The sequence below is a fragment of the Streptacidiphilus pinicola genome, assembly GCF_003258295.1.
Classification (GTDB): domain Bacteria; phylum Actinomycetota; class Actinomycetes; order Streptomycetales; family Streptomycetaceae; genus Streptacidiphilus; species Streptacidiphilus pinicola.
On record NZ_QKYN01000128.1, the window covers coordinates 22,569 to 44,687 of the forward strand.

The 22,119-nt window shown below is 72.8% G+C and carries 21 protein-coding genes and 1 tRNA gene; 18 read left to right on the plus strand and 4 right to left on the minus strand.

Annotated elements, in window-relative coordinates:
• Positions 1–396: 396 nt before the first annotated feature.
• Both DN069_RS29865 and DN069_RS29870 read left to right on the plus strand, forming a co-directional pair.
• Entirely contained in the window at positions 397–2,736 is a 2,340-nt protein-coding gene (locus tag DN069_RS29865; protein ID WP_424556341.1) for a xanthine dehydrogenase family protein molybdopterin-binding subunit, read from the plus strand.
• Between the two features lie 208 nt (positions 2,737–2,944).
• On the plus strand, positions 2,945–3,847 hold the full coding sequence (locus DN069_RS29870; protein WP_133260079.1) for a hypothetical protein: 903 nt from the start codon (positions 2,945–2,947) through the stop codon (positions 3,845–3,847).
• Here DN069_RS29870 and DN069_RS29875 read toward each other — a convergent pair.
• Positions 3,819–3,890: transfer RNA gene (locus tag DN069_RS29875), tRNA-Cys, on the minus strand. The two genes, DN069_RS29870 and DN069_RS29875, sit on opposite strands and share 29 nt — an antisense overlap.
• A 149-nt stretch (positions 3,891–4,039) precedes the next feature.
• Between DN069_RS29875 and DN069_RS29880 the strand changes: the two genes are divergently transcribed.
• From DN069_RS29880 to DN069_RS41970, 5 genes are all read left to right on the plus strand, one after another.
• Positions 4,040–5,461 carry an MFS transporter gene (locus tag DN069_RS29880; protein WP_111506240.1) on the plus strand — a complete coding sequence of 474 codons (1,422 nt, stop codon included), beginning with the start codon at positions 4,040–4,042 and terminating at the stop codon, positions 5,459–5,461.
• Positions 5,462–5,631: 170 nt separating this feature from the next.
• Positions 5,632–7,428, plus strand: a complete 1,797-nt coding sequence (locus DN069_RS29885) for a DEAD/DEAH box helicase (RefSeq protein WP_111506242.1) — start codon at positions 5,632–5,634, stop codon at positions 7,426–7,428.
• Between the two features lie 84 nt (positions 7,429–7,512).
• On the plus strand, positions 7,513–7,821 hold the full coding sequence (locus DN069_RS29890) for a hypothetical protein (RefSeq protein WP_133260080.1): 309 nt from the start codon (positions 7,513–7,515) through the stop codon (positions 7,819–7,821).
• Complete coding sequence (locus DN069_RS41965) at positions 7,734–8,048, plus strand: hypothetical protein (protein ID WP_243639911.1); 315 nt, start codon at positions 7,734–7,736, stop codon at positions 8,046–8,048. The genes DN069_RS29890 and DN069_RS41965 overlap by 88 nt, the downstream gene beginning before the upstream one ends.
• A complete protein-coding gene (locus tag DN069_RS41970; RefSeq protein WP_243639912.1) occupies positions 8,045–8,260 on the plus strand; it encodes an ATP-binding protein in 216 nt (71 codons plus the stop codon). The genes DN069_RS41965 and DN069_RS41970 overlap by 4 nt, the downstream gene beginning before the upstream one ends.
• 13 nt (positions 8,261–8,273) lie before the next feature.
• Here the strand turns inward: DN069_RS41970 and DN069_RS29900 are convergent, their stop codons facing one another.
• Positions 8,274–8,699 (minus strand): SsgA family sporulation/cell division regulator, encoded by a 426-nt coding sequence (locus DN069_RS29900; RefSeq protein WP_111506248.1) that lies wholly within the window; start codon positions 8,697–8,699, stop codon positions 8,274–8,276.
• Positions 8,700–8,957: 258 nt separating this feature from the next.
• On the opposite strand from DN069_RS29900, the gene DN069_RS29905 reads away from it, so the two are divergent.
• The 6 genes from DN069_RS29905 (at position 8,958) to DN069_RS29930 (ending at position 15,276) form a co-directional block, all read left to right on the plus strand.
• A complete protein-coding gene (locus tag DN069_RS29905) occupies positions 8,958–9,416 on the plus strand; it encodes a response regulator transcription factor (protein ID WP_243639914.1) in 459 nt (152 codons plus the stop codon).
• Between the two features lie 180 nt (positions 9,417–9,596).
• Positions 9,597–10,247 carry an IclR family transcriptional regulator gene (locus DN069_RS29910; protein WP_111506252.1) on the plus strand — a complete coding sequence of 217 codons (651 nt, stop codon included), beginning with the start codon at positions 9,597–9,599 and terminating at the stop codon, positions 10,245–10,247.
• Between the two features lie 67 nt (positions 10,248–10,314).
• A complete protein-coding gene (locus tag DN069_RS29915; protein WP_165845701.1) occupies positions 10,315–11,133 on the plus strand; it encodes a S16 family serine protease in 819 nt (272 codons plus the stop codon).
• Positions 11,134–11,292: 159 nt separating this feature from the next.
• Complete coding sequence (gene hppD, locus DN069_RS29920; RefSeq protein WP_111506254.1) at positions 11,293–12,405, plus strand: 4-hydroxyphenylpyruvate dioxygenase; 1,113 nt, start codon at positions 11,293–11,295, stop codon at positions 12,403–12,405.
• A gap of 80 nt (positions 12,406–12,485) precedes the next feature.
• Positions 12,486–13,886: a M1 family metallopeptidase gene (locus tag DN069_RS29925; protein WP_111506256.1), complete on the plus strand. Its 1,401-nt coding sequence runs from the start codon at positions 12,486–12,488 to the stop codon at positions 13,884–13,886.
• A gap of 25 nt (positions 13,887–13,911) precedes the next feature.
• Positions 13,912–15,276, plus strand: a complete 1,365-nt coding sequence (locus DN069_RS29930; protein ID WP_111506258.1) for an FAD-binding oxidoreductase — start codon at positions 13,912–13,914, stop codon at positions 15,274–15,276.
• Between the two features lie 19 nt (positions 15,277–15,295).
• Here DN069_RS29930 and DN069_RS29935 read toward each other — a convergent pair whose 3' ends face one another.
• Positions 15,296–15,796 carry a hypothetical protein gene (locus DN069_RS29935; protein ID WP_111506260.1) on the minus strand — a complete coding sequence of 167 codons (501 nt, stop codon included), beginning with the start codon at positions 15,794–15,796 and terminating at the stop codon, positions 15,296–15,298.
• A 62-nt stretch (positions 15,797–15,858) separates the two neighbouring features.
• Between DN069_RS29935 and DN069_RS29940 the strand changes: the two genes are divergently transcribed.
• The 4 genes from DN069_RS29940 to DN069_RS29955 all read left to right on the plus strand — a co-directional run bounded on the left by DN069_RS29940 (position 15,859) and on the right by DN069_RS29955 (position 21,177).
• Positions 15,859–16,563: a response regulator transcription factor gene (locus DN069_RS29940; RefSeq protein WP_111506262.1), complete on the plus strand. Its 705-nt coding sequence runs from the start codon at positions 15,859–15,861 to the stop codon at positions 16,561–16,563.
• Positions 16,560–17,918: a sensor histidine kinase gene (locus DN069_RS29945; RefSeq protein ID WP_111506264.1), complete on the plus strand. Its 1,359-nt coding sequence runs from the start codon at positions 16,560–16,562 to the stop codon at positions 17,916–17,918. Before DN069_RS29940 ends, DN069_RS29945 begins: the two co-directional genes overlap by 4 nt.
• A gap of 312 nt (positions 17,919–18,230) precedes the next feature.
• Positions 18,231–19,721 carry a cellulose binding domain-containing protein gene (locus DN069_RS29950; RefSeq protein WP_111506266.1) on the plus strand — a complete coding sequence of 497 codons (1,491 nt, stop codon included), beginning with the start codon at positions 18,231–18,233 and terminating at the stop codon, positions 19,719–19,721.
• Between the two features lie 130 nt (positions 19,722–19,851).
• Positions 19,852–21,177, plus strand: coding sequence for a glycosyltransferase 87 family protein (locus DN069_RS29955; protein WP_111506268.1), 1,326 nt, complete (start codon positions 19,852–19,854; stop codon positions 21,175–21,177).
• Positions 21,178–21,186: 9 nt separating this feature from the next.
• Here DN069_RS29955 and DN069_RS29960 read toward each other — a convergent pair whose 3' ends face one another.
• On the minus strand, positions 21,187–21,693 hold the full coding sequence (locus tag DN069_RS29960; RefSeq protein WP_111506270.1) for an SsgA family sporulation/cell division regulator: 507 nt from the start codon (positions 21,691–21,693) through the stop codon (positions 21,187–21,189).
• A 252-nt stretch (positions 21,694–21,945) separates the two neighbouring features.
• Between DN069_RS29960 and DN069_RS29965 the strand changes: the two genes are divergently transcribed.
• The coding region (locus DN069_RS29965) for a DUF2510 domain-containing protein (RefSeq protein WP_133260081.1) at positions 21,946–22,119 on the plus strand (174 nt) is incomplete at its 3' end.

Sequence of the window (22,119 nt, forward strand, 5' to 3'; positions counted from 1 at the left end):
CGCGACGGCCCCGACCTCCTTCGGCGGCGCGGCGACCAGCGCCGCCGGGCTCCCGACCGACGTCACCGGGTCCTTCCACGTGGGCACGCTCTCGGTGCCCGCCGACACCACGGGCTCGTTCCATGTCGGCACTCTCGCCGACCACGGCGGCGTCGACGCGGGCGTGCCGGCCGACCTGCCCTACGACGGTGCGACCGGGGTGCCCGGTGGGCTCGACCCGGCGACCGGTGTGTACGTCCTGCCCCACCAGCACGGCCAGGAGTCCGGTTCGTGACCACCCCCTCCGACTCGACCGACACCACCGGAAACCCGGGCTCGGGCGAGACGACGCTGACCAACCTCGCCACCGTGCGCGAGGGCGCCCCCGGCAGCGCCACCGGCGCGGCCCTGGGAGGGCTGCTGACCGCGACGGCCACCGCGCCCGCGCCCGCCTCCACGCCGGGCACGGAGGCCGCCGCGGCGATCCGGGCGCAGCGCTCCGGGATCGGCGTGTCCGCCCTGCGCGAGGACGCGCCCACGAAGGCGATGGGCGTCTACCCCTACGCCGCCGACCTGTGGGCGGAGGGCCTGCTGTGGGGCGCGCTCGCCCGCTCGCCCTACGCGCACGCGCGCATCGTCTCCGTCGACACCCGGCCCGCACTCGCTCTCCCCGGCGTCTACGCCGTGCTGACCGCCGACGACCTGCCGCCCGGCCCGGACGGGACGCCGAACGGCGCGCCCACCGGCCCCTACCTCGCCGACCGGCCGATCCTCGCCGCCGGCGTGGTGCGCCACCACGGCGAGCCCTTCGCGGCCGTCGCCGCCGACCACCCGGACACCGCCCGGCTGGCCGCCGCCTCGATCCTGGTCGAGTGGGAGCCGCTGCCCGCACTCACCGACCCCGACCAGGCCTTCCAAGCCCCGCCGCTGCACCCGGACGGCAACGTCTTCCGCCAGCTTCCGATCCGTTTCGGCGACCCGGAGGTCGTCGGCGAGGTCGTCGTCGAGGGCATGTACCAGGTGGGCCGTCAGGACCCGGCGCCCATCGGCGCGGAGGCCGGGCTGGCCGTGCCGCGTCCGGACGGCGGCGTCGAACTCCACGTCGCCACGACCGACCCGCACAACGACCGGGACCGGATCGCCTCCTGCCTCGGCATCGAGCCGGACCGGGTCCGGCTCGTCGTCAGCGGCATCCCCGGCGCCACCTCCGACCGCGACGACCTGGGCTTCCAGGCGACGCTGGCGCTGCTCGCCGCCCGTACCGGCCACCCGGTCAAGATGGTGCTGACCCGTGAGGAGTCCTTCCTCACCCACCCGCACCGCCACCCCGCGCTGCTGCGCTATCGCCACCACGCCGACGCCGAGGGCCGCCTGGTCAAGGTCGAGGCGCAGATCCTGCTGGACGGCGGCGCCTACGCGGACGTCTCCAGCGAGGTGCTGGCCAGGGCGGCCGCGATGTCCGCCGGCCCCTACGTCGTCCCGCACGTCTTCGTCGACGCCTGGGCGGTGCGCACCAACAACCCGCCGTCGGGCCGGATGCGCGGCGAGGGCGCGCTGCAGACCTGCTTCGCCTACGAGTCCCAGCTGGACCGCCTCGCGGCGGCCCTCGACCTGAGCCCGCTGGAGCTGCGCCGCCGCAACGTCATGACGACCGGCGACCTGCTGCCCACCGGACAGGCCGTCACCTGCCCCGCCCCCGTGCGCGAGCTGCTCGACGCCGTCGCGGAGGAGCCGCTGCCGCCGCTCCCCGTCGACCAGCCGGACGCCGAGTGGCTGCTCCCCGAGGGCCCCGGCTGCGCGGGCGACCCGGCCGCGGTCCGCCGCGGCATCGGCTACGCCGTCGGGATGGTCCCGATGCTCGGCATCGAGGGCGCGGACGAGGTCGCCACGGCCTCGGTGCGGGTCACCGGCTCGCAGGCCTCCGTCATCTGCGCCGCCGTCGACCCGGGCACCGGCTTCGCCACGCTGGCCAAGCAGATCGTCCAGGAGATCCTCGGCGTCGAGGACGTCTACATCGCCCCCGTCGACACCGACCAGCCGGCCGCCGGCCCGTCGGCGCGCGGCCGGCAGACGTGGGTCGCGGGCGGCGCGATCGAGCGCGCCGCGCTGATGGTCCGCCAGCAGCTGCTGCAGCCGCTGGCGGCGCGCTTCGCGATGTCGCCGGAGCTGCTCAGCATCAAGGACGGCCGGATCACGTCGTACGACGGCGTGCTCGGCATGCCGGTGCTGGAGGCACTGGAGGGCAAGGACCTGTGGGCCACGGCGCAGTGCCGCCCCCACCCGACCGAGCCGCTGGATCCCGAGACCGGCCAGGGCGACGCCTTCGTCGGCCTCGGCTTCTGCGCGCTGCGCGCGGTCGTGGACGTGGACATCGACCTCGGCACCGTGCGGGTCGTCGAGGTCACCGCGGCCCAGGACGTGGGCCGCGCCCTCAACCCGCGCCAGATCGAGGCCCGCATCGAGGCCGGCGTCACGCAGGGCCTCGGCCTCGCCCTGATGGAGGACATGACCGTCACCGACGGCCACGTCCTCGCCCCCTCCTTCGTCGGCTACCGCCTGCCAACTGCGTTGGACGCCCCCGACATCCGCGTCGCGGCCCTGATCGAGGACCGCGACGTCGTCGCCCCCTTCGGCGCGAAGGCCGTCGGCGCGGCCCCAGCGGTCGTCGCCCCGGCGGCGATCGCCGCCGCGGTGCGCGCGGCGACGGGCATGCCGGTCACCCGCCTCCCGATCCAACCGGACGACGCTGCGGTGTGACCTCAGTGCAGCCTGCTCTTTAGGGCAAAACGGACTCTCCGTTCATCGCCCTCTCATGACGGGGCCGCACCTTTGATCCCGTAGGCACGACGACGGGAGAACGACATGATCCTCACCGCAGCAAGCAAGCGTCCGGGCGAAGCCCCTCTGCGGAGGCTCTCGCCGAAGGCCGGCACCGTCGTGGTCGCGCGGAAGAAGTAGTGGGCCCGTGTCCACGACAGCCGTCCACCGGCTGACCCTTCCCCGGTTGCTCGCGCAGGATGCCGTGCAGGGGCCGCCGCCCGTCCCCGCGGATCTGCGTGGACTGCTCGGCGACGCCGGTCTCACCGAGCTCGCCGCGGAGCTCGGTCGGCCGGCGAGCCGGGTGCTGGTGATCAGTGGTGACGGGGATCCGACCTGTCACAACAACGAGACCGTGCTGCGCCGCGCGCCCCGGCTCGTGGAGGAGGGGCTGGGGCACCTCGACACGGTGCTGCGTCGCTCCTCGTCCGCACGGCCGTTGGCCGTGTCCGCGGAGGCGCTCGGGCAGATCGCGCTGATCGCGCGTTACGGCGCGGCGTGGTTCCGGGCGATCGGGACGCCGGAGGCGCCCGGCAGCGTGCTGTGCACCGTCCACACCGGTAGCGGTCTGCCGCAGGTCGTGGAGACGGCCGTCGGCACGCCGGTGCGGGCGCTGCTGCGCGGGGAGGACGCGCGCGCCGCGCGGGCGGTGCTGTTGGGCGGGGTCACCGGCGTCTGGCTGCCGGCCCACCGCGCGCTGGAGGCGCGCTGGGAGCCGCAGGGCGAGGGCGCGCGGGTGATCGCCGTGCTGCCCGCAGGGCACTGCGGGGTCGCGGAGACGAACCGGCTGCTGCGGCTGGCCGCGCCCCGCTGCCGCGGCAGGGTGGCGCAGATGGCGGCGGCACTCGACGACCTCTCGGCACCCGGCGCCTTCGACGCCGTGGTGCGGTGGTCCACGCAGTCCGCGGTCCGCGTCGACGACGCGGCCACGCACGCCGCGGCGCGACTGCTGCTGAGTGCGCTCGCCACGTTCCCGGAGGAATTCGAGGCGCACGCAGCGGGACGCTGCACTGCGAGAACAGAGCCCATGACCGGAATCGAACCGGCGTAAACCGCTTTGCAGGCGGTTCCCTCAACCACTCGGGCACACGGGCGGGAATTGCTCTGCGGATGACGTTACGGGCCGGGCCCCGAGGGCCGTCAACGAAGGCGGGGGAGTGTTCATCGGGTGCAACGGAAGCGAAACGCGGGGCCACGAACCGGCCCCGACTGACAGGGGCGAACTTGCGATCGACCCCTTACCATGGGGTCGGTGACCACCCTCGCCCGCGCGAGCGGACTCAGCGACACAGACGAGACCGCCGGCATCCTGACCCGCCCCTACCGCATGCTCACCGTCGGCATCGTGGCGTGCGTGCTGCTGATCGCCTTCGAGGCGACCGCGGTCAACACCGCCATGCCCGTCGCCGCGCGGGCCCTGCACGGGGTCTCGCTCTACGCGTTCGCGTTCACCGGGTTCTTCACCTCCAGCCTGCTGGCGATGGTGGTGTCGGGGGAGTGGTGCGACAAGCGCGGGCCGCTGGTGCCGCTGGGCGCGGGCATCGCGGTCTTCGGCGCCGGGCTGGTGCTGGCCGGGACGGCCACCACGATGTGGACCTTCGTCGCCGGCCGGGTCACCCAGGGGCTGGGCGGCGGGCTGGTCATCGTCGCGCTCTACGTCGTGGTCGGCCTGCGCTATCCGGAGCGGCTGCGGCCCAAGGTGTTCGCGGCCTTCGCCGCCTCCTGGGTGCTGCCCTCGGTCGTCGGCCCGCTGGTCTCCGGGACGGTCACCCAGCACGTGGGCTGGCGCTGGGTCTTCCTCTCCATCCCGGTGCTGATCATCGCGCCGCTGGCGCTGATGCTGCCGCAGCTGCGGGGCCTGAACGCGGGAGAGGCGGCCGGTCAGCCGCTGGACCGGCGCCGGCTCCGGCTCGCCCTCGGCCTCGCGGCGGGCGCGGGCCTGCTGCAGTACGCCACCCAGCGGCTCGACCTGTGGTCCCTGGTGCCGGCCGCGGCGGGAGCCGCGCTGCTGGTGCCGGCCGCCCTGCGGCTGCTGCCGCGCGGCACCTTCCGCGCGGAGCGCGGCCTGCCAACCGTGATCCTGCTGCGCGGCATCGCGGCCGGCGGATTCATCTCCGCCGAGGCGTTCATCCCGCTGATGTTGGTCACGCAGCACGGCTACTCCCCGACGATGGCCGGCCTCTCGCTCGCGGGCGGCGGTGTCTTCTGGGCCGTCGGCAGCTGGTTGCAGGGGCGCCCGTTCGCCGAGCGCCACCGGCTCCGCCTCGTCCAGCTCGGCCTCGCGGCGGCGACCGTCGCCATCGCCCTGGTCGGCGTCGCGGCCACGCCGTCCGCCCCGGCGTTGCTGGTCGCCTCGGCGTGGACCCTGGGCGGCTGCGGCATGGGGCTGGCGATCGCCAGCATCAGCGTCCTGCTGTTCAATCTCTCGGAGCCGGAGGAGGCAGGGGTCAACTCCGCGAGCCTGCAGGTGAACGACGCCCTCGGCAACATCGTGTGCACGGCGCTGGGGGGCCTCCTCTTCACCTCCCTCGGCACGGGCACGACCGCGGGCTTCGTCGCGGTCTTCGGGTCGATGGCCTTGGTGATGCTGGGTGGAACGCTGGTGTGCAGACGAGTGACCCCCCAGGGGCGCGAGGCCCTGCCGATTCGCGGCTCCGCCGCGTAGGCGCGACCGGGGTGGGTTCCGCGCGCCCCTGGGGGTTGCAACGACCCGAACGCGCGAACAGTCAAGGCTCCCGGACCCCCGGCGGTGGCGCCGGTAAGCTTGCCGGGTTGTCGGACTCGAGCCCCTGGGCTCGGCCGCGCCGCCCGTGACGTCGACCCCGCCCGGAGACCGTGAGTACCGTCAGCTCCTCCCACGCACCGCATCACCTGTCGCCCGCCTTCCCCGGCCGTGCCCCCTGGGGCACGGCCGGAAAGCTGCGCGCCTGGCAGCAGGCCGCGATGGAGAAGTACGTCGAGGCGCAGCCGCGCGACTTCCTCGCGGTCGCGACGCCGGGCGCAGGCAAGACCACCTTCGCGCTGACGCTGGCGTCGTACCTGCTGCACAACCACGTCGTGCAGCAGGTCACCGTCGTGGCGCCGACCGAGCACCTGAAGAAGCAGTGGGCCGAGGCCGCCGCGCGGATAGGGATCCGGCTGGATCCGGCGTACAGCAGCGGGCCGCTCTCCCGGGACTACCACGGCGTCGTCATCACTTACGCGGGCGTCGGGGTGAACCCGATGCTGCACCGCAACCGGGTGGAGAACCGCAAGACGCTGATCATCCTTGACGAGATCCACCACGCGGGTGACTCCAAGTCGTGGGGTGAGGCCTGCCTGGAGGCCTTCGAGCCCGCCACCCGGCGCCTCGCGCTGACGGGTACGCCGTTCCGTTCGGACACCAACCCGATCCCGTTCGTCAGCTACGCGGCCGGGGGCGACGGCATCCGCCGCAGCATCGCCGACTACACCTACGGTTACGGCAACGCGCTCGCCGACCACGTCGTGCGCCCGGTGATCTTCCTCTCCTACAGCGGCAACATGCGCTGGCGCACCAAGGCGGGGGACGAGGTCGCGGCGCGGCTCGGCGAGCCGATGACCAAGGACGCGACCGCCCAGGCGTGGCGCACCGCGCTGTCGCCGCACGGCGACTGGATGCCGAACGTGCTGCGCGCCGCGGACCAGCGGCTGACCGAGGTGCGCAAGTCGATCCCGGACGCGGGGGCGCTCGTCATCGCCTCGGACCAGGAGTCGGCCCGCGCCTACGCGAAGATGCTGCGGGAGATCACCGGCCACGGCGCGACCCTGGTGCTGTCCGACGAGGCGGAGGCCTCACAGCGGATCACCGACTTCTCCGAGTCCACCGACCGCTGGATGGTCGCGGTCCGCATGGTGTCCGAGGGCGTCGACGTGCCGCGGCTCGCCGTCGGCGTCTACGCGACCTCGATCTCCACGCCGCTCTTCTTCGCCCAGGCCGTCGGCCGCTTCGTGCGCGCCAGGCGGCGCGGCGAGACCGCGTCGGTCTTCCTGCCGACGGTGCCGACGCTGCTCTCCTTCGCGAACGAGATGGAGGTGCAGCGCGACCACATCCTCGACAAGCAGAAGAAGGGTCAGGAGGACGACCTCTTCGGCGAGGAGGACGCCCTGCTGGCGGAGGCCGAGCGGGCCCAGGACGAGGGCGACGGGGGGCTCGACGACCTGCCGTGGGAGGCGCTGGAGTCCGACGCGGTCTTCGACCGGGTGCTCTACGAGGGCGCCGAGTTCGGCATGCAGGCGCACGCCGGCTCCGAGGAGGAGTCCGACTACCTCGGCATTCCCGGGCTGCTGGAGCCGGACCAGGTGCGGCTGCTGCTGCAGCGCCGGCAGACCCGGCAGATCCAGCGGAGCAAGGACAAGCCTGCCGAGCAGGCGGACCTGCTGGAGATGGAGGCCGAGAAGCGGCCGGTCGTCACCCACCAGCAGCTGCTGGAGCTGCGCAAGGAGCTGAACGGCCTGGTCGGCGCCTGGCACCACCGCACCGGTCAGCCGCACGGCACCATCCACAACGAGCTGCGCCGCCTGTGCGGCGGGCCGCTGACGGCTCAGGCGACGGCGCATCAGCTGCAGGCCCGGATCGGCAAGATCCGCGAGTGGGCCACGAAGATGGACTGACCTGGGGGGTTCCAGAGACAGGTCGCGCGAACGCTCCGGGAACTGAGAACGCCCCTGCACGCCGCCATGCTCGGGCTGTTGGTCATGGTCTTGCTGCATCAGCACTTCTTCGACCCGGGCCGTGCGCGCGGCCCGGCGCTCGCGCTCAGCGCCGCGTTCGCCGGGGTGTACCTGCTCGCGCCCGAGGTGGTCCGTCGCTCCGGCGCCGACGTGCGCGGTTGGACGCCGGCCGGACGGATCGTGCCCGCGGCGGCGCTGTGGCTGACCGCGCTGACCGCGCTCTGGCTCTCGATGGCCGCGCTGCGGTGGAGTTCGAGATCCTGGTGGTGCCGCTCTACTTCGTCTACCTGCTGGTGCTGCCGACGCCGCCGTGGCTGTTCGTGGGCGGGCTGACCACGGCCGCTCTGTTCATGCGGACGGTCGTGCGCCAGCCGCCGCACCCGGTGGCGACGTTGGGCCTGCTGGTCGCGGCGGGTCTCGCGCTGTGGCTGGCCCGCTGCCTGGGGCAGATCCGGGTGCTGCGCCGGCGGGATCAGGCGCTGGTCGCGGAGCTGCGCCGGATCGGCGAGGTGCGGAGGCTGGAGGAGCGCGAGGCCTGGACTACGGCGCGGAGCGCTTGAACGGCGAGGTGCGCGACAACGGGGTCGGGCTGCCGCCCGGGGTGGTCGCGGGGGCGGACCGGCCGGCGTCGGCGCGCGGCGTCGGCCTCGACGCGATGCGGGAGCGGGTCGAGCGCGTGGGCGGCGCGTTCGAGCTCTCCTCCCGGGTGGGCCGCGGCACGATCGTCTCCGTCGTCCTGCCGCTGGCGGGGCCGGCCCGGCTGACGGCCTGACTCAGCGGTCGGCTCACTGGTGTTGTTCCGCGTCGTCCAGCAGCCGGGTGATGCCGCGGTCGAGCCATTCGTCGCTGAATTCCTCGCCGAAAGGCGTCATCATGTCGGTCCGCAGCAGATAGGCGTGCAGCGCGGTCAGCGGCGCGATCAACTCCGCCTCGCCCTCGGGTGAACGCAGCGAGATGGCGACGAGTTCACCGTCGTGCCATTCCAGCGGCCGGACGTGGATGTCGCCCTCTCCGGCGACCGTGCTCAGTCCGTCGAGAAGCAGTTCCCGGGAGACGGTCCAGCGGACCGGTTCGTCGCCGGGCAGGAGAAACGTCAGCTCGATCACCCACGGGGTGGCTTGATGGAACGCCAGCCGTACCTGGATCTGGTAGCTCAGCCCGGCCTCGGTGGCCAATTCCATGGTGATCTGGCCGCGTAGCGTGCTGTTCATCGTGCTTGCCCGAACCTTTCGAAGGTACCCCCGGTGACCTTTGAGTCGCCCGGCCCGATCTGATGATCACTGATCGGTCACGAAGGTTCATCCCCCCTTCGCATGGATCAAACCGGGCTGAAAGGGTGCAGAAAAACCAACCGAATGAACGTGGACAAGCCTCTGCCGCAACTGGTAAGTGGCCGAAACCAACCATGGGTCTGCGGTGCCGGAAGGCTGCCCTCCAGACTGTGCCGACCAAACAGGGCTGAGGAGTTGATGCGGAAGTGGCAGTGCGTGGACCAGCGCCCGCCGGCAGATCCCGGGTCCTGGTCGTGGACGACCACCCCGCCCGCCGTGCTGGTGCTCAGCGCGTACAGCAGCGACCCCGACATCTTCGCGGCGATCGACGTGGGGGCCGTCGGCTTCCTCGGCAAGGAGACCGACCCGGAGGCCCTGCTGGCCGGCATCCGCGCCGCCGCCCGCGGCGAGACCGTCCTCGGCGCGGCCGCGGTGCGCCGGGTCCGCGGCAACGCGCCGACGCTCTCGGCCCGCGAGGTGGAGGTGCTCCAACTCCTCGGCGAGGGCCTGCCGAACCGGCAGATCGCGGCCCGCCTCTACATCAGCGAGGCCACGGCCAAGGGGCACCTCGCCAGCATCTACAGCAAGCTCGGCGTCGACACCCGCGGCGCCGCCGTCGCCATGGCGGTGCGCGAGGGTCTGCTGCGACTGGGCTGAGTATTTCCTGATTCGTCCTTTTCCGCGGCGCCGCTGCATAACGAATGGTGACCGAAATCTGGACGAGGACTTCCGCAGAGCGGTGCAGGCTCATTACGTTCCTCGCACTCGACCGAGCTGGACCGCGCCGCAACGACGCCTCACGGAACCCGCACGGATGCTTCGTGGAAGGAGACGCGCGTGACCGCTGAGACCTCGCAGACGCTCGACCGCGGCGTGCGCGTGCTGAAGCTGCTCGCGGACGCCGAGCGCGGGCTGACCGTCACCGAGCTCGCCGCCCGGCTGGAAGTGAACCGGACCGTCGTCTACCGCCTGCTGGCGACGCTGGAGCAGCACGGGCTGGTCCGGCGCGACGTCGGCGGACGGGCCCGGGTCGGGCTCGGTGTGCTGCGGCTCTCGCACCGGGTGCACCCGCTGCTGCGCGAGGCGGCGCTGCCGGCCCTGCGCGGTCTGGCCGAGGACCTCGGCGCCACCGCGCACCTCACCCTGGTGGACGGCAGCGAGGCGCTGGTCGTCGCGGTCGTCGAACCCACCTGGACCGACTTCCACGTCGCCTACCGCACCGGCGTGCGGCACTCGCTGGCCGAGAACGCCGCCGGGCAGGCGATCCTGGCCGCCCGGGCCACCCCGTACGGGCAGCCGCGCCCCGAGCCCGAGTGGGTCGGCGGCGCCGCGGAGCAGGGCTCCGGCGCCAACAGCGTGGCGGCCCCGCTGCGCGGCCTGATCGGCATCGAGGGCAGCGTCGGCGTGCTGATGCTGGGCGCCACGCCCGAGCGGGTGGGCCCGCGCGTCGTGGAAGCCGCGACGGAGGTCTCCGAGGCACTGCGGTAGCCCCGCGAGGGTGCTCCGGAGCTGCGCCTTTGCCCGGATGCACAGGCCCTCTGCCTAGAATTCGGGCGTGCCCTCCTCTCCGTCCTGGCTCGCCCCGCGCCGTAACCGGCTGATCCTGTGCGCGGCGCTGGTCGTCGCCCCGATCGCGGTGGCCGCGGCCGTGCCGCTGCCGTTCACCGTGCTCCAGCCCGGGATCTCGGTGAACACGCTCGGCAGTTACCAGGGCAGTCAGGTGATCACGATCACCGGCCATCCGACCCGGCAGACCGACGGTCAGCTGCGGATGACCACCATCGCGGCCACCCTGCCGAACTACAGCCCGCCGCTGTCGGAGGTCGTCGGCGCCTGGGGCGACCCGAACAAGGCCGTCGTGCCGCGCGGCTCCGTCTATCCCTCCGGGCAGTCCGTGAGCCAGGCGAACCAGGTGAACCAGCAGGCCATGCAGCAGTCGCAGGAGTCCGCGACCACGGCCGCGCTCAGCTTCCTGGGTCTGTCCCCGGCCAAGGTCAAGGTCGACCTCAAGCTGGCCGACGTGGGCGGTCCCAGCGCCGGACTGATGTTCACGCTCGGCATCATCGACGAGCTGAACGGCAACGGCTCCGGCAAGCAGGGAGCGGCCGGCGACCTCACCGGCGGCAGCGTCGTGGCCGGTACCGGCGAGATCGACGACAGCGGCGACGTCGGCGCGGTCGGCGGCGTGGCCCTGAAGACCAAGGCCGCGGCCAGGGACGGCGCGACCGTCTTCCTGGTCCCGCAGGGCGAGTGTTCGGACGCGAAGGTGAACACCCCGAAGGGCCTGCGGCTCGTCCCGGTCACCACGCTCGACCAGGCGGTGAAGTCGCTGGAGGCGCTGCAGAACGGCGGCGCGTCCGTCCCTTCGTGTTGACCCCACCTGCTGAGCAGTCTGCCTAGCTGAAGCCCACCCGGAGGGGGTGAGGTGTACAGCTTGCGCAGCGCCTGGGGTCATGGTTGCGCAGCTCATGGATCGGGGAGACGGTACGCGCAGCGGGCCTCGTCGGGGCCTCACCCTCGGAGGTGTTCCACCATGAGCAGTCGGACCGACGTCTTCCCGGTCAAGGGCATGGACGCCATCGTCTTCGCTGTCGGCAACGCGAAGCAGGCCGCCCACTTTTACTCCACGGCCTTCGGTATGCGCCTGGTCGCCTACGCCGGCCCCGAGACGGGCGAGCGCGAGACCGCCAGCTACGTGCTGACGTCGGGCGGCGCACGCTTCGTCTTCACCTCGGTGATCAAGGCCTCGACCGAGCGCGGCGCGTTCCTCGACCGCCACGTCGCGGCCCACGGCGACGGCGTGATCGACCTCGCCATCGAGGTCCCGGACGTCCGCCACGCCTACGAGTACGCCGTCGCCCACGGCGCGACCGGCCTCGAGGAGCCGTACGAGCTGAAGGACGAGCACGGCACCGTCGTGCTGGCGTCCATCGCCACCTACGGCGAGACCCGGCACACCCTGGTCGACCGCAGCGGCTACGACGGCCCGTACCTGCCCGGCTTCGTCGCCAGGAACCCGATCGTGGAGCCCGGCGCCCGGATGTTCCAGGCGGTGGACCACTGCGTGGGCAACGTCGAGCTCGGCAAGATGGACGAGTGGGTGACCTTCTACAACAAGGTCATGGGCTTCACCAACATGAAGGAGTTCGTCGGCGACGACATCGCCACCGAGTACTCGGCGCTGATGTCGAAGGTCGTCGCGGACGGCACCCGCAAGGTCAAGTTCCCGCTGAACGAGCCGGCGATCGCGAAGAAGAAGTCGCAGATCGACGAGTACCTCGAGTTCTACGGCGGCCCCGGCGTCCAGCACATCGCGCTCGCGACCAACGACATCGTCGCCACCGTCCGCGCGATGCGCGCGGCGGGCGTCGAGTTCCTGGACACCCCCGACTCGTACTACGACACGCTGGGCGAGTGGGTCGGCGAGACCCGCGTCCCGCTGGAGGAGCTGCGCGAGCTGAAGATCCTGGCCGACCGCGACGAGGACGGCTACCTGCTGCAGATCTTCACCAAGCCGGTGCAGGACAAGCCGACCGTCTTCTTCGAGATGATCGAGCGTCACGGCTCCATGGGCTTCGGCAAGGGCAACTTCAAGGCCCTGTTCGAGGCGATCGAGCGCGAGCAGGAGCGTCGCGGCAACCTGTAGGGCGACAGCTTGTGACAACCGTCACCTTTTGGGCTACTTTGCCGAGGCGGTGACGGTTCGTCCAACTTACGGTTGGTCAGGTGACGAACCGTCTGTTTCTTGCCGCCACCGCCGCCGCGACCCTGCTCGCGGTGGGCGGGTCGCTCGGGGCCGCGGCCCCGGCGGTGCCTGTCGGGACGAAGGGCACCGCCGGGGTCGGGGACCCGCTGTTGCCGCTCTCCGGGGACGGAGGGCTGCATGTGCGCCACTACGCGCTGACGCTCAAATACCAACCCAAGGCCCGGCGGCTGGACGGCACCGCTGTGCTGTCCGCGACCGCGACGCAGGACCTGTCCGGGTTCGACCTCGACCTCTCCGGGCTCGACGTGCACCAGGTCACCGTCGACGGCATGCCCGTCAGCTACGACCGCAGCGGGCAGAAGCTGGAGGTCGGCCTCGGCCACCCGGTGTCCAGCGGCACCGACTTCGAGGTCGCCGTCGACTACGGCGGCACGCCGCATCCCCTCACCGACGCGGACGGTTCCTCCGACGGGTGGACGGCGCTGCCGGGGAGTCAGGGCGCCTTCGTCGCCGGGGAACCCCAGGGCGCGATGACCTGGTTCCCCTGCAACGGCCACCCCGTCGACAAGTCGACCTACGACATCACCGTGACCGTGCCGCAGGGGTACACCGCCGTGTCGAACGGCGTGCTGCGCACCCAGCACACCGCCGCCGGGCGCTCCACCTTCAGCTGGCACGAGACCGCGCCGATGGCGGCGTACCTGGCCACGGCCAGTGTCGGGCGCTTCGACGTACGGCAGTACTGGAGCGGCAGGCTGCCCGTCTACACCGCCGTGGACCCGGCCGAGAAGGCCGACGCGGACGACGTGCTGGACCAGCTGCCGGCCGTGATCAAGTGGGAGCAGAGCCTCTTCGGTCCCTACCCGTTCGACGCCGCCGGGGCGATCGTGATGCACGACAAGGACATCGGCTACGCCCTGGAGACGCAGACCCGTCCGGTGTACGACGAGGCGCCGGACATGGACACCCTGGTGCACGAGACGGCGCACCAGTGGTTCGGGGACTCGGTGACGGTCACCCGCTGGCAGGACATCTGGCTCAACGAGGGCTTCGCCACCTACGCCGAGTGGATGTGGGACGCCGCGCACGGCGGCGCCGCCCCGCACGACCGGCTGGCGCAGCTGTACGCCAAGCCGGCCACGGACGAGCTCTGGTCCTACCCGCCGGGCCATCCGGCCGACCTGGCGCACCTCTTCGGCGTGCCCAGCTACGCGCGCGGCGCGATGACCCTGCAGGAGCTGCGCGAGGCCGTCGGCGACCAGGCGTTCTTCGGCATCCTCAAGCAGTGGGCCGCGACCCACAAGTACGGCCACGGCACCACCGCCGAGTTCGAGGCGCTGGCCGCGCGCGTGTCCGGGAAGAACCTGGACCCGCTCTTCGCGACCTGGCTGTATTCCACCGGGAAACCGACGAAGATGTGAGGCACCAGATGAGGGGGCCGTGCGGATGAGCGATCTGGTCGACCTGTTGCGCGAGGGCCTGCCGGAGGGGTCCGTCGTGGCCGATCCGGACGTCACCGCGGCCTACCAGCAGGACATGGCCGGGTTCTGCGACTCCGAACCGCCCGCCGTCGTGGTCTTCCCGCGGACGGTGGAGGAGGTCCAGTACGTCCTGCGGATCGCGACGCGGCTGCGGGTGCCCGTCGTCCCGCAGGGCGCGCGGACCGGCCTGTCCGGCGCGGCCAACGCGGTCGCGGGTGCGATCGCGCTGTCGCTGACCAGGATGGACCGGATCCTCGACCTGGATCCGGTCAACCGGATCGCCGTGGTCGAGCCGGGCGTGGTCAACGCGGAGCTGTCCCGTGCCGCGGGCCGACACGGGCTCAGCTACCCGCCGGACCCGTCCAGTTGGGAGTCCTGCACGGTCGGCGGCAACATCGGCACCGGCGCGGGCGGGCTGTGCTGCGTCAAGTACGGCGTCACCGCCGAGTACGTGCTCGGCCTGGACGTGGTGCTCGCCGACGGGCGGCTGCTGCGGACCGGCCGCCGCACCGCCAAGGGCGTCGCCGGCTACGACCTGACCCGGCTCTTCGTCGGCGCGGAGGGCACCCTCGGCGTCGTCGTGGGCGCGGTGCTGGCGCTGCGGCCCGCGCCGCCGCCACAACTGGTGCTGGCGGCGGAGTTCCCCTCCACCGACACGGCCGGGGCGGCGGTCTGCGCGATCATGGCCGCCGGGCACGTCCCGTCCCTGATGGAGCTGATGGACACCACGACGGTGCGCGCCGTCAACGCCATGGCGCAGATGGGGCTGCCGGACTCGACGGCCGCGCTGCTGCTGGTCGGCTTCGACAGCCTGGACCCGACCTCGGACCTGGAGGCCGTCGGCCAGCTGTGCCGGGAGGCGGGCGCGACGGAGGTGGTGCCGGCCGCCGACAGCGGCGAGTCGGAGCTGCTGCTGGAGGCCCGGCGGCTGGCCCTGCCCGCGCTGGACCGGCTCGGCACCACGATGATCGACGACGTGGCGGTGCCCCGCTCCCGGCTCGGCGAGATGCTGGCCGGGGTGGCCCGGATCGCCGAGGACTTCGACCTCACCATCGGAGTCTGCGCCCACGCCGGGGACGGCAACACCCACCCGGTCGTCGTCTTCGACGGCCACGACCAGGACGAGTCGGCCCGCGCCCGCGCCTCCTTCGACGCGATCATGTCGCTCGGCCTGGAGCTGGGCGGCACCATCACCGGCGAGCACGGGGTGGGGCTGCTGAAGAAGGAGTGGCTGGCCCGGGAGCTGGGCCCGGTCGGGCTGGAGCTGCAGCGCCACGTCAAGGCGGTCTTCGACCCGCTCGGGATCATGAACCCCGGCAAGCTGTTCTGAGCGTCACCGCGTCGGCGCGCTACTGGGTCAGCCAGGTCTGCACCATCGGCGCGTGGCCGTTCCAGGTGACGTAGAAGATCGAGTCCGTGGTGCCCTGGGTGAAGTCGACCCGGAGCCACTGGTCGCCGGTGTAGACGTGCATGGACCAGCCGCTGTCGGGCGTGGCGGAGACCAGGTCCGCGGAGCTCTGGCCCATCGAGACGACGATCCGGCCGCCGGTCGGCGTGTAACTGTGCACGTCGCCGGTCGGGCCCGGCGAGGCCGAGGCGCTGGGGCTGTGGCTGGGGGAGGGCCGGTGTGTCGCGGTGGCGGGCGGCAGCGGCGCCTGCGACGCGGAGCCGGCCGTCGACGGCAGCGGGGCGGGGGTGGTGGAGACGGACCCCGCGACGTTCAGGGCGAGGGTGCTGGGCTGCTGGTAGCCGTCGACGGACAGCACCCGGTGCACGCCGTACCAGGACACCCCGACCGCCGCCCCGGTGGCCGCGGCCCAGGCCGCCGTCTGAACCAGCACTCTTCGCACCGGGCCAGTATGCACGCCCGGGAGGTACAGACCACTGGCCCGGATGGGCTACCGTCACGGCCATGGCAACAGTGCTCGTGGTCGAGGACGATCCCTTTGTTCGGTCCGCCCTGATTCGTCACCTGAGCGACGCCGGCCACGCCGTCCGCAGCGTGGGTACGGCGCTGGAGGCGCTGCGCGAGGTCGCGCAGGTCGGCTGTGACCTGGTGATCCTCGACCTCGGCCTGCCGGACCTCGACGGCGGCGAGGCACTGAAGATGATCCGCGGGCTCACCGACACCCCCGTGATCATCTCCACCGCCCGCGACGAGGAGGCGGAGATCATCCGCCTGCTCAACGACGGCGCCGACGACTACCTGGTCAAGCCCTTCTCGGTGGAGCACCTGACCGCCCGTATGGCCGCGGTGCTGCGCCGGGCCGGCTCCGCCGGCCCGGCCGGCCAGCTGCTGCAGACCGGCGGCCTGCGGATCGACCTGCAGCGCCGCGAGGCCACTTTGGACGGCCGCGAGCTCGACCTGACCCGGCGCGAGTTCGACCTGCTCGCCTACCTCGCCGCCCGCCCCGGCGTCGTCGTCTCCCGCCGCGAGCTGCTCGCCGAGGTCTGGCGCCAGCCCTACGGCACCGATCAGACCATCGACGTGCACCTGTCCTGGCTGCGCCGCAAGCTCGGCGAGACCGCCTCGCAGCCGCGCTACCTGCACACCGTGCGCGGCGTCGGCGTCCGGCTGGACATCCCGGCGGCGGAACCGGGCGGGGCCGGCTCGTGAGAGGCGCCCTGTTCAAGGTCTGCGTCGCCGTCACCACGATGGTGGCGCTGGCCTTTCTGATCCCGCTCGGCCTCATGGTCAAGGAGACCGCCCGCGAGCGCGCCTTCACCGCCGCCGAGCGGCAGGCCGCGACGCTGGGCCCCGCCCTGGCCATCACCACCGACCAGCAGGCGCTGCAACGCGCCCTCGCCAGCACGCAGGACGGCGCCGCCGGTCTGATCGCCATCCACCTGCCGCGCGCGGGCGGCGGCTTCGACACCCTCGGGCGCGAACGCGTCGGCGCCTCCGCACTCGCCGCCGCCGCGACCAACGGCCGCAGCGGCACCACCGGCGTCGGCGGCGGCTACGCCTACCTGGAGCCGGTCGCCGTCAACGACGGCCGGGTGGCCGTCATCGAGGTCTTCATCCCCGACGCGGAGCTGACCCGCGGGGTCGCCTCGGCCTGGCTGGTCCTGAGCGGCGTCGCGCTGGTCCTGGTCCTCATCTCCATCGCCGTCGCCGACCGCCTCGGCACCCGGATCGTCGGCGCGGCCCGCCGCCTCGCGAGCGCGTCCCGCGCGCTCGGCGAGGGTGACCTCGCCGTCCGGGTCCCGCAGGTCGACGACAGCCCGCGCGAGCTGCGGGACGCCGCGGAGGCGTTCAACGCGATGGCCGACCGCGTGGTGCGGCTGCTGGCCGCGGAGCGCGAGCTCGCGGCGGACCTCTCCCACCGGCTGCGCACGCCGCTGACCGTGCTGCGCCTCAACGCCGCGTCCCTCGGCCACGGCGACGCCGCCGAGCAGACCCGGCACGCGGTCGCCCAGCTGGAACGCGAGGTCGACCAGATCATCCGCGCGGTGCGCGGCCGCGGGGCCGCGTCGGCCCCCGCCGACGCCGCCCCCGTCTCCTGCGACGCGGCGGAGGTGATCCGCGACCGCGCCGAGTTCTGGTCGGCGCTGGCGGAGGACGAGTCCCGCCCCTGGCAGCTCGCGGGCGCGGAGCGCCCGGTCACCGTCCCCGTCGCCGCCCCCGAGCTGGCCGCGGCGCTGGACGCGATGCTCGGCAATGTGTTCCGGCACACGGCTGAGGGCACGGCCTTCGCCATCGACGTCCACGGCACGCCCGACGGCGTCATCGTCATGGTCTCCGACGCGGGCTCCGGCATCGCCGATCCCGAGCTGGCCCTCCGCCGCGGCGTCGGCGCCGAACGCGACGGCTCGACCGGCCTCGGCCTCGACATCGTCCGCAGGGTCGCCGAAGGCACAGGCGGCGACGTCGCCGTCGGCAGATCCGTGCTGGGCGGCACGGAAGTCCGCGTCCGCTTGTTGCACAAGCGGGACTCCGTGCCTCGCCAACGGCGCCGAGCCAGGCAGTGACCTGAGGGGCGCGGGGCTCTGCCGATGTGCGGCTCCGCCGCCTGGGTGCGACGGTCACTGATGCTCCCGCAGTTCCTCGCGCCCTGGGGGCGTGCGACTTCCCGGCGGGGTCCGGAGGGGCGTCTTCCTTAAGTGGGCCATAAGGGGGTTCTACCTCCGTCTGAGCAGGGCTCTTCCCTCCCCGGGAAGGGGCTAGCGTCCTCGGCGACGGATCGCGGGGCCGGTGGTGACCGGGTGTCAACCCGAGGGCTTCCGCTGAGGCACCGGGCCGCGATCCATCGAGAGATGTCCCCGTCGTGGAGGTGCCCCCGCATGTCGAACCACCGTTCCCGCCGAGCCCCGCGCCGTCGCGCGGTCCTCGGTGCTTCCGCCGTCGCCACCGTTCTGCTCGCCGGCGGAGTGACCGCCCTCGCGGTGAGCGCGAACGCGGCCGGCGTGGGCGCCGTGTACTCGACCACCAGCGACTGGGGGAGCGGCTACAGCGGTCAGTACGACGTCAGCAACCCGACCTCCAGCGCCATCAGCGACTGGAAGCTCGCCTTCGACCTGCCGGCCGGCGCCCACATCAGCTCGCTGTGGAACGCGACCTTCACCGCCAGCGGCCAGCACGTCACGGTCACCCCGGCGTCCTGGGACAGCAGCCTCGCGGCCAACCAGCACGCGGTCGTCGGCTTCGTGGTCAGCGGCTCCGGCGCGCCCACCAACTGCACCATCAACGGCGCCGACTGCTCCACCGGCTCCGCGCCGACGCCGTCGGGCCAGCCGACCACCGCCACCCCGACGCCGTCGCACTCGGTCGCCCCGACCCCCACGCCCAGCGCGACGAAGACCACGACGCCGACCCCTACCCCGACGCCGTCCTCGTCCAGCACGGGCTCGGCCTCCGGAGCCGGCTTCTCGCCCTACGTGGACACCTCCCTGTACCCGGCCTATGACATGGTCGCCACGGCCAAGGCCACCGGCGTGAAGAACTTCAACCTGGCCTTCATCACCGACAGTGGCAGCTGCAACCCCGAGTGGGGCGGCGTCTCGGCGCTGACCAACGACGGCGTGCCGGGCCAGATCGGCGCGCTGCGCGCGATGGGCGGGGACGTCCGGGTCTCCTTCGGCGGCGCCAACGGCACCGAGCTCGCCGAGTCCTGCACCAGCGTCAGCTCGCTCGCCGCGGCTTACCAGAAGGTGATCGACGCCTACGGGCTGACGAAGATCGACTTCGACGTCGAGGGCGCGGCCGCCTCCGACACCGCCGGCATAGCCCGCCGCGACCAGGCGATCGCCCAGCTGCAGCAGACGGCCAAGGCCAACGGCAAGTCGCTCTCCGTCTCCTTCACCCTGCCGGTGCTGCCTTCCGGCCTGGTGCAGTCCGGCACGGACCTGCTGCAGAACGCCAAGAGCGCGGGCGTGAACGTCTCCGCCGTCAACGTGATGGCGATGGACTACGGCGACGGCGCGGCGCCGAGCCCCAGCGGCAAGATGGGCCAGTACGCGATCGACGCCGCGACCGCGACCCAGGCCCAGGTGAAGTCCATCTTCGGCTGGGACGACGCCACCGCGTGGAACCACGTCGCGGTGACCCCGATGATCGGCGTCAACGACACCAACACCGAGGTCTTCACCGTCGCCGACGCGAGCCAGCTGGCGCAGTTCGCGACCGGCAAGCACCTGGGTTGGCTGTCCATGTGGTCCGCGACCCGTGACCAGCAGTGCTCCGGCGGCGCCAAGTCCTACGCCGACGCCACCTGCAGCAGCATCGCCCAGCAGCCGCTGGACTTCAGCCGCGCGTTCGGCGCCTACCAGGGCTGAGCCACAGCAGGCTCGGCCGGCGCGCGCGAGGCCGGAGCGGACCGAGGGAACTCGGGACGTTCCGGCCTCGTCCTGTGAAGGACGTGTGCTTGGGTTAGTGTCACGCAAGGTAGGTAAAAGGGAGTTTTGCGTGACCACCGTCAACAGGGTCATCGACGTCGTGCGCGCGGCGCCGCGCCGCACCACCAGGCGTGCGGCCGTCATCGCGCTGGCGGGGCTGCTCGTCTACGCAGTCCTGCGCCACCTCTCGCACGTCTCCATGGTCGACGCGATGGTCTACCAGGCCGAGGGCGCCGCGGTCGCGCACGGCCGTGACCTCTACGAGCTCCGCGTCGGCGCCTACGCGCTGCCGGCGACCTACCCGCCCTTCTCGGCGATGCTCTTCGCGCCCGCCGCGCTGCTCTCCTTCGGCGCGCTGCGGATCGTCGTCACGCTGATCAACCTCGTCGAGCTGGCCGTCGTCGCCGCGCTCGCCTGTCGGCTCGTCGGCTGGCCGAGCCGCCCGCTGCGGCCCGCGGCCGTGATCCTGATGACCGGTCTCGGCGTCTTCCTGGAGCCGGTGTGGACCACGCTGCGCTACGGGCAGATCAACCTGCTGATCCTCGGCCTGGTGCTGTGGGACCTCGGCCTGCCGGAGAGCAGCCGACTCAAGGGCGTCGGCATCGGCCTCGCGGCCGGACTGAAGGTCACGCCCGGCTTCTTCGTGCTCTACCTGCTGCTCACCCGCCGCTTCCGCGCCGCCGCGACCGCCGCGGCGTCCTGCGCGGCCACCGTGCTGATCGGTCTGCTGGTGCTGCCCGGCGCGAGCTGGGACTTCTGGACCAAGGACCTGTACGACACCACGCGCGTGGGCAAGGAGTACATCGTCGACAACCAGTCCCTGCGCGGGATGACGGACCGGCTGCTGCACAGCACCCACACCGGCCTCTCGACGATGGCGCTGGTCGGGTTCGTCGCGGTCGCCGGGCTCGCGCTGGCCGTGCTGATCGACCGGCTCGGCCACCGCGCGCTCATGCCGCGGGCCCGCGCGTGGGCGGGCCTGACGGTGGCCGTCACGATGCTGCTGATCTCCCCGATCAGCTGGACCCACCACTGGGTCTGGTGCCTGCCCGTCCTGGTGCTGTTCGGCGCCGAGGCACGCGACGAGCGACGGCGCGGCCGGGCCGGCTGGGCCGGCCACCGCTGGCGCGTCGTGCTCGGTGCGACGGCGCTGTGCTTCTGCTCCTTCGCGATGTGGTTCGTCCCGCACCGGGCCTGGTCGGGCGTGGTGAAGCTGTCGTACTGGTTCGAGCCCTTCGCCTCGCTGTATCCGCTGTTCGGGCTGGCCTTCCTGACGCTGGTCGCGGTCCGGGTGCTGCGCCGGCTCCGGGCCGCACCCGAGGGGACGACGGGCGCGACCGCGGGGCGCGGAGCCTCGGCTGCCGGCGACCGGCCCCGCGCCACGGCGCGGCGCTGAGCCTCCTCCTCAGGCGCTGCCCAGCAGGGCCTCCAGCTCCGTGTCCAGATCCATCGCGGCGCTCTCGGTGCCCGTCGGCACCACGCGCAGCGTCTGCTCCAGCCACGTCGCGACCGTCGAGGCCGGCGCCTCCAGCAGGGCCTCGCCGGCGGGCGAGCTGAGTGCCATGCAGATCAGGCTGCGCCCGTCCGCGCGGGTCGGCCAGATCCGCACGTCGCCGGTGCCGCAGGCGCGGAACACCCCCTCGACCAGCAGCTCGCGGGCGAACACCCAGGCCACCGGGGAGTCCTGCCCCAGGTGGAAGGTGACGTGGACGGCGTACGGGTCCTCCGAGCAGTACGCCAGCAGGGCCGGCACCGGCAGGCTCCGCTCCGGGGACAGCACCAGGTGCACCGTCAGTTCCTGCTGCACGCAGGCGTGCCCGTCCAGCTCCGCGCGCTCGGCGTGCGCGGCCTGCTCGGCGCGGAGGTCGGCGGTGTAGTCGTCGTGACGCTCGTTGCGGTCGGCGGCGGCCATGGGGGGCTCCCTCTCTCGATCTCTCGTTCGTGCGCACGCCCCTGCGGGCGGGGTCTACACGGAGAGACAGCGATCGCTTCCCGCTCTTACACCGGTTTCGCGAGGTTTTTCACGTGAGTTCCGTGAGCGCGGTACTACGCTTTGTGACACGGCGAGGACGCGTCGTGTTCGGACCGGGCGTGCCGCTGGCCGCCCTCGGCGGACGCGCCGCCGGCAGGCACCCCCGAAGCGGATGAAGCGGGAAAGCACTCTATGACGGTTCAGCCCCCCGCGGAGCGCCCCGCGCCCGGCTACTACCCCGACCCCTCGATCCCCGGATTCGTCCGCTACTGGGACGGGGAGGCCTGGACCCCCGGCAGCGCGCGCCCGGCCCCCGTGGACGGCGCGCCCCTGCCCCCGCCGCCGCGCGCCGCGCGCGGCGGCGTC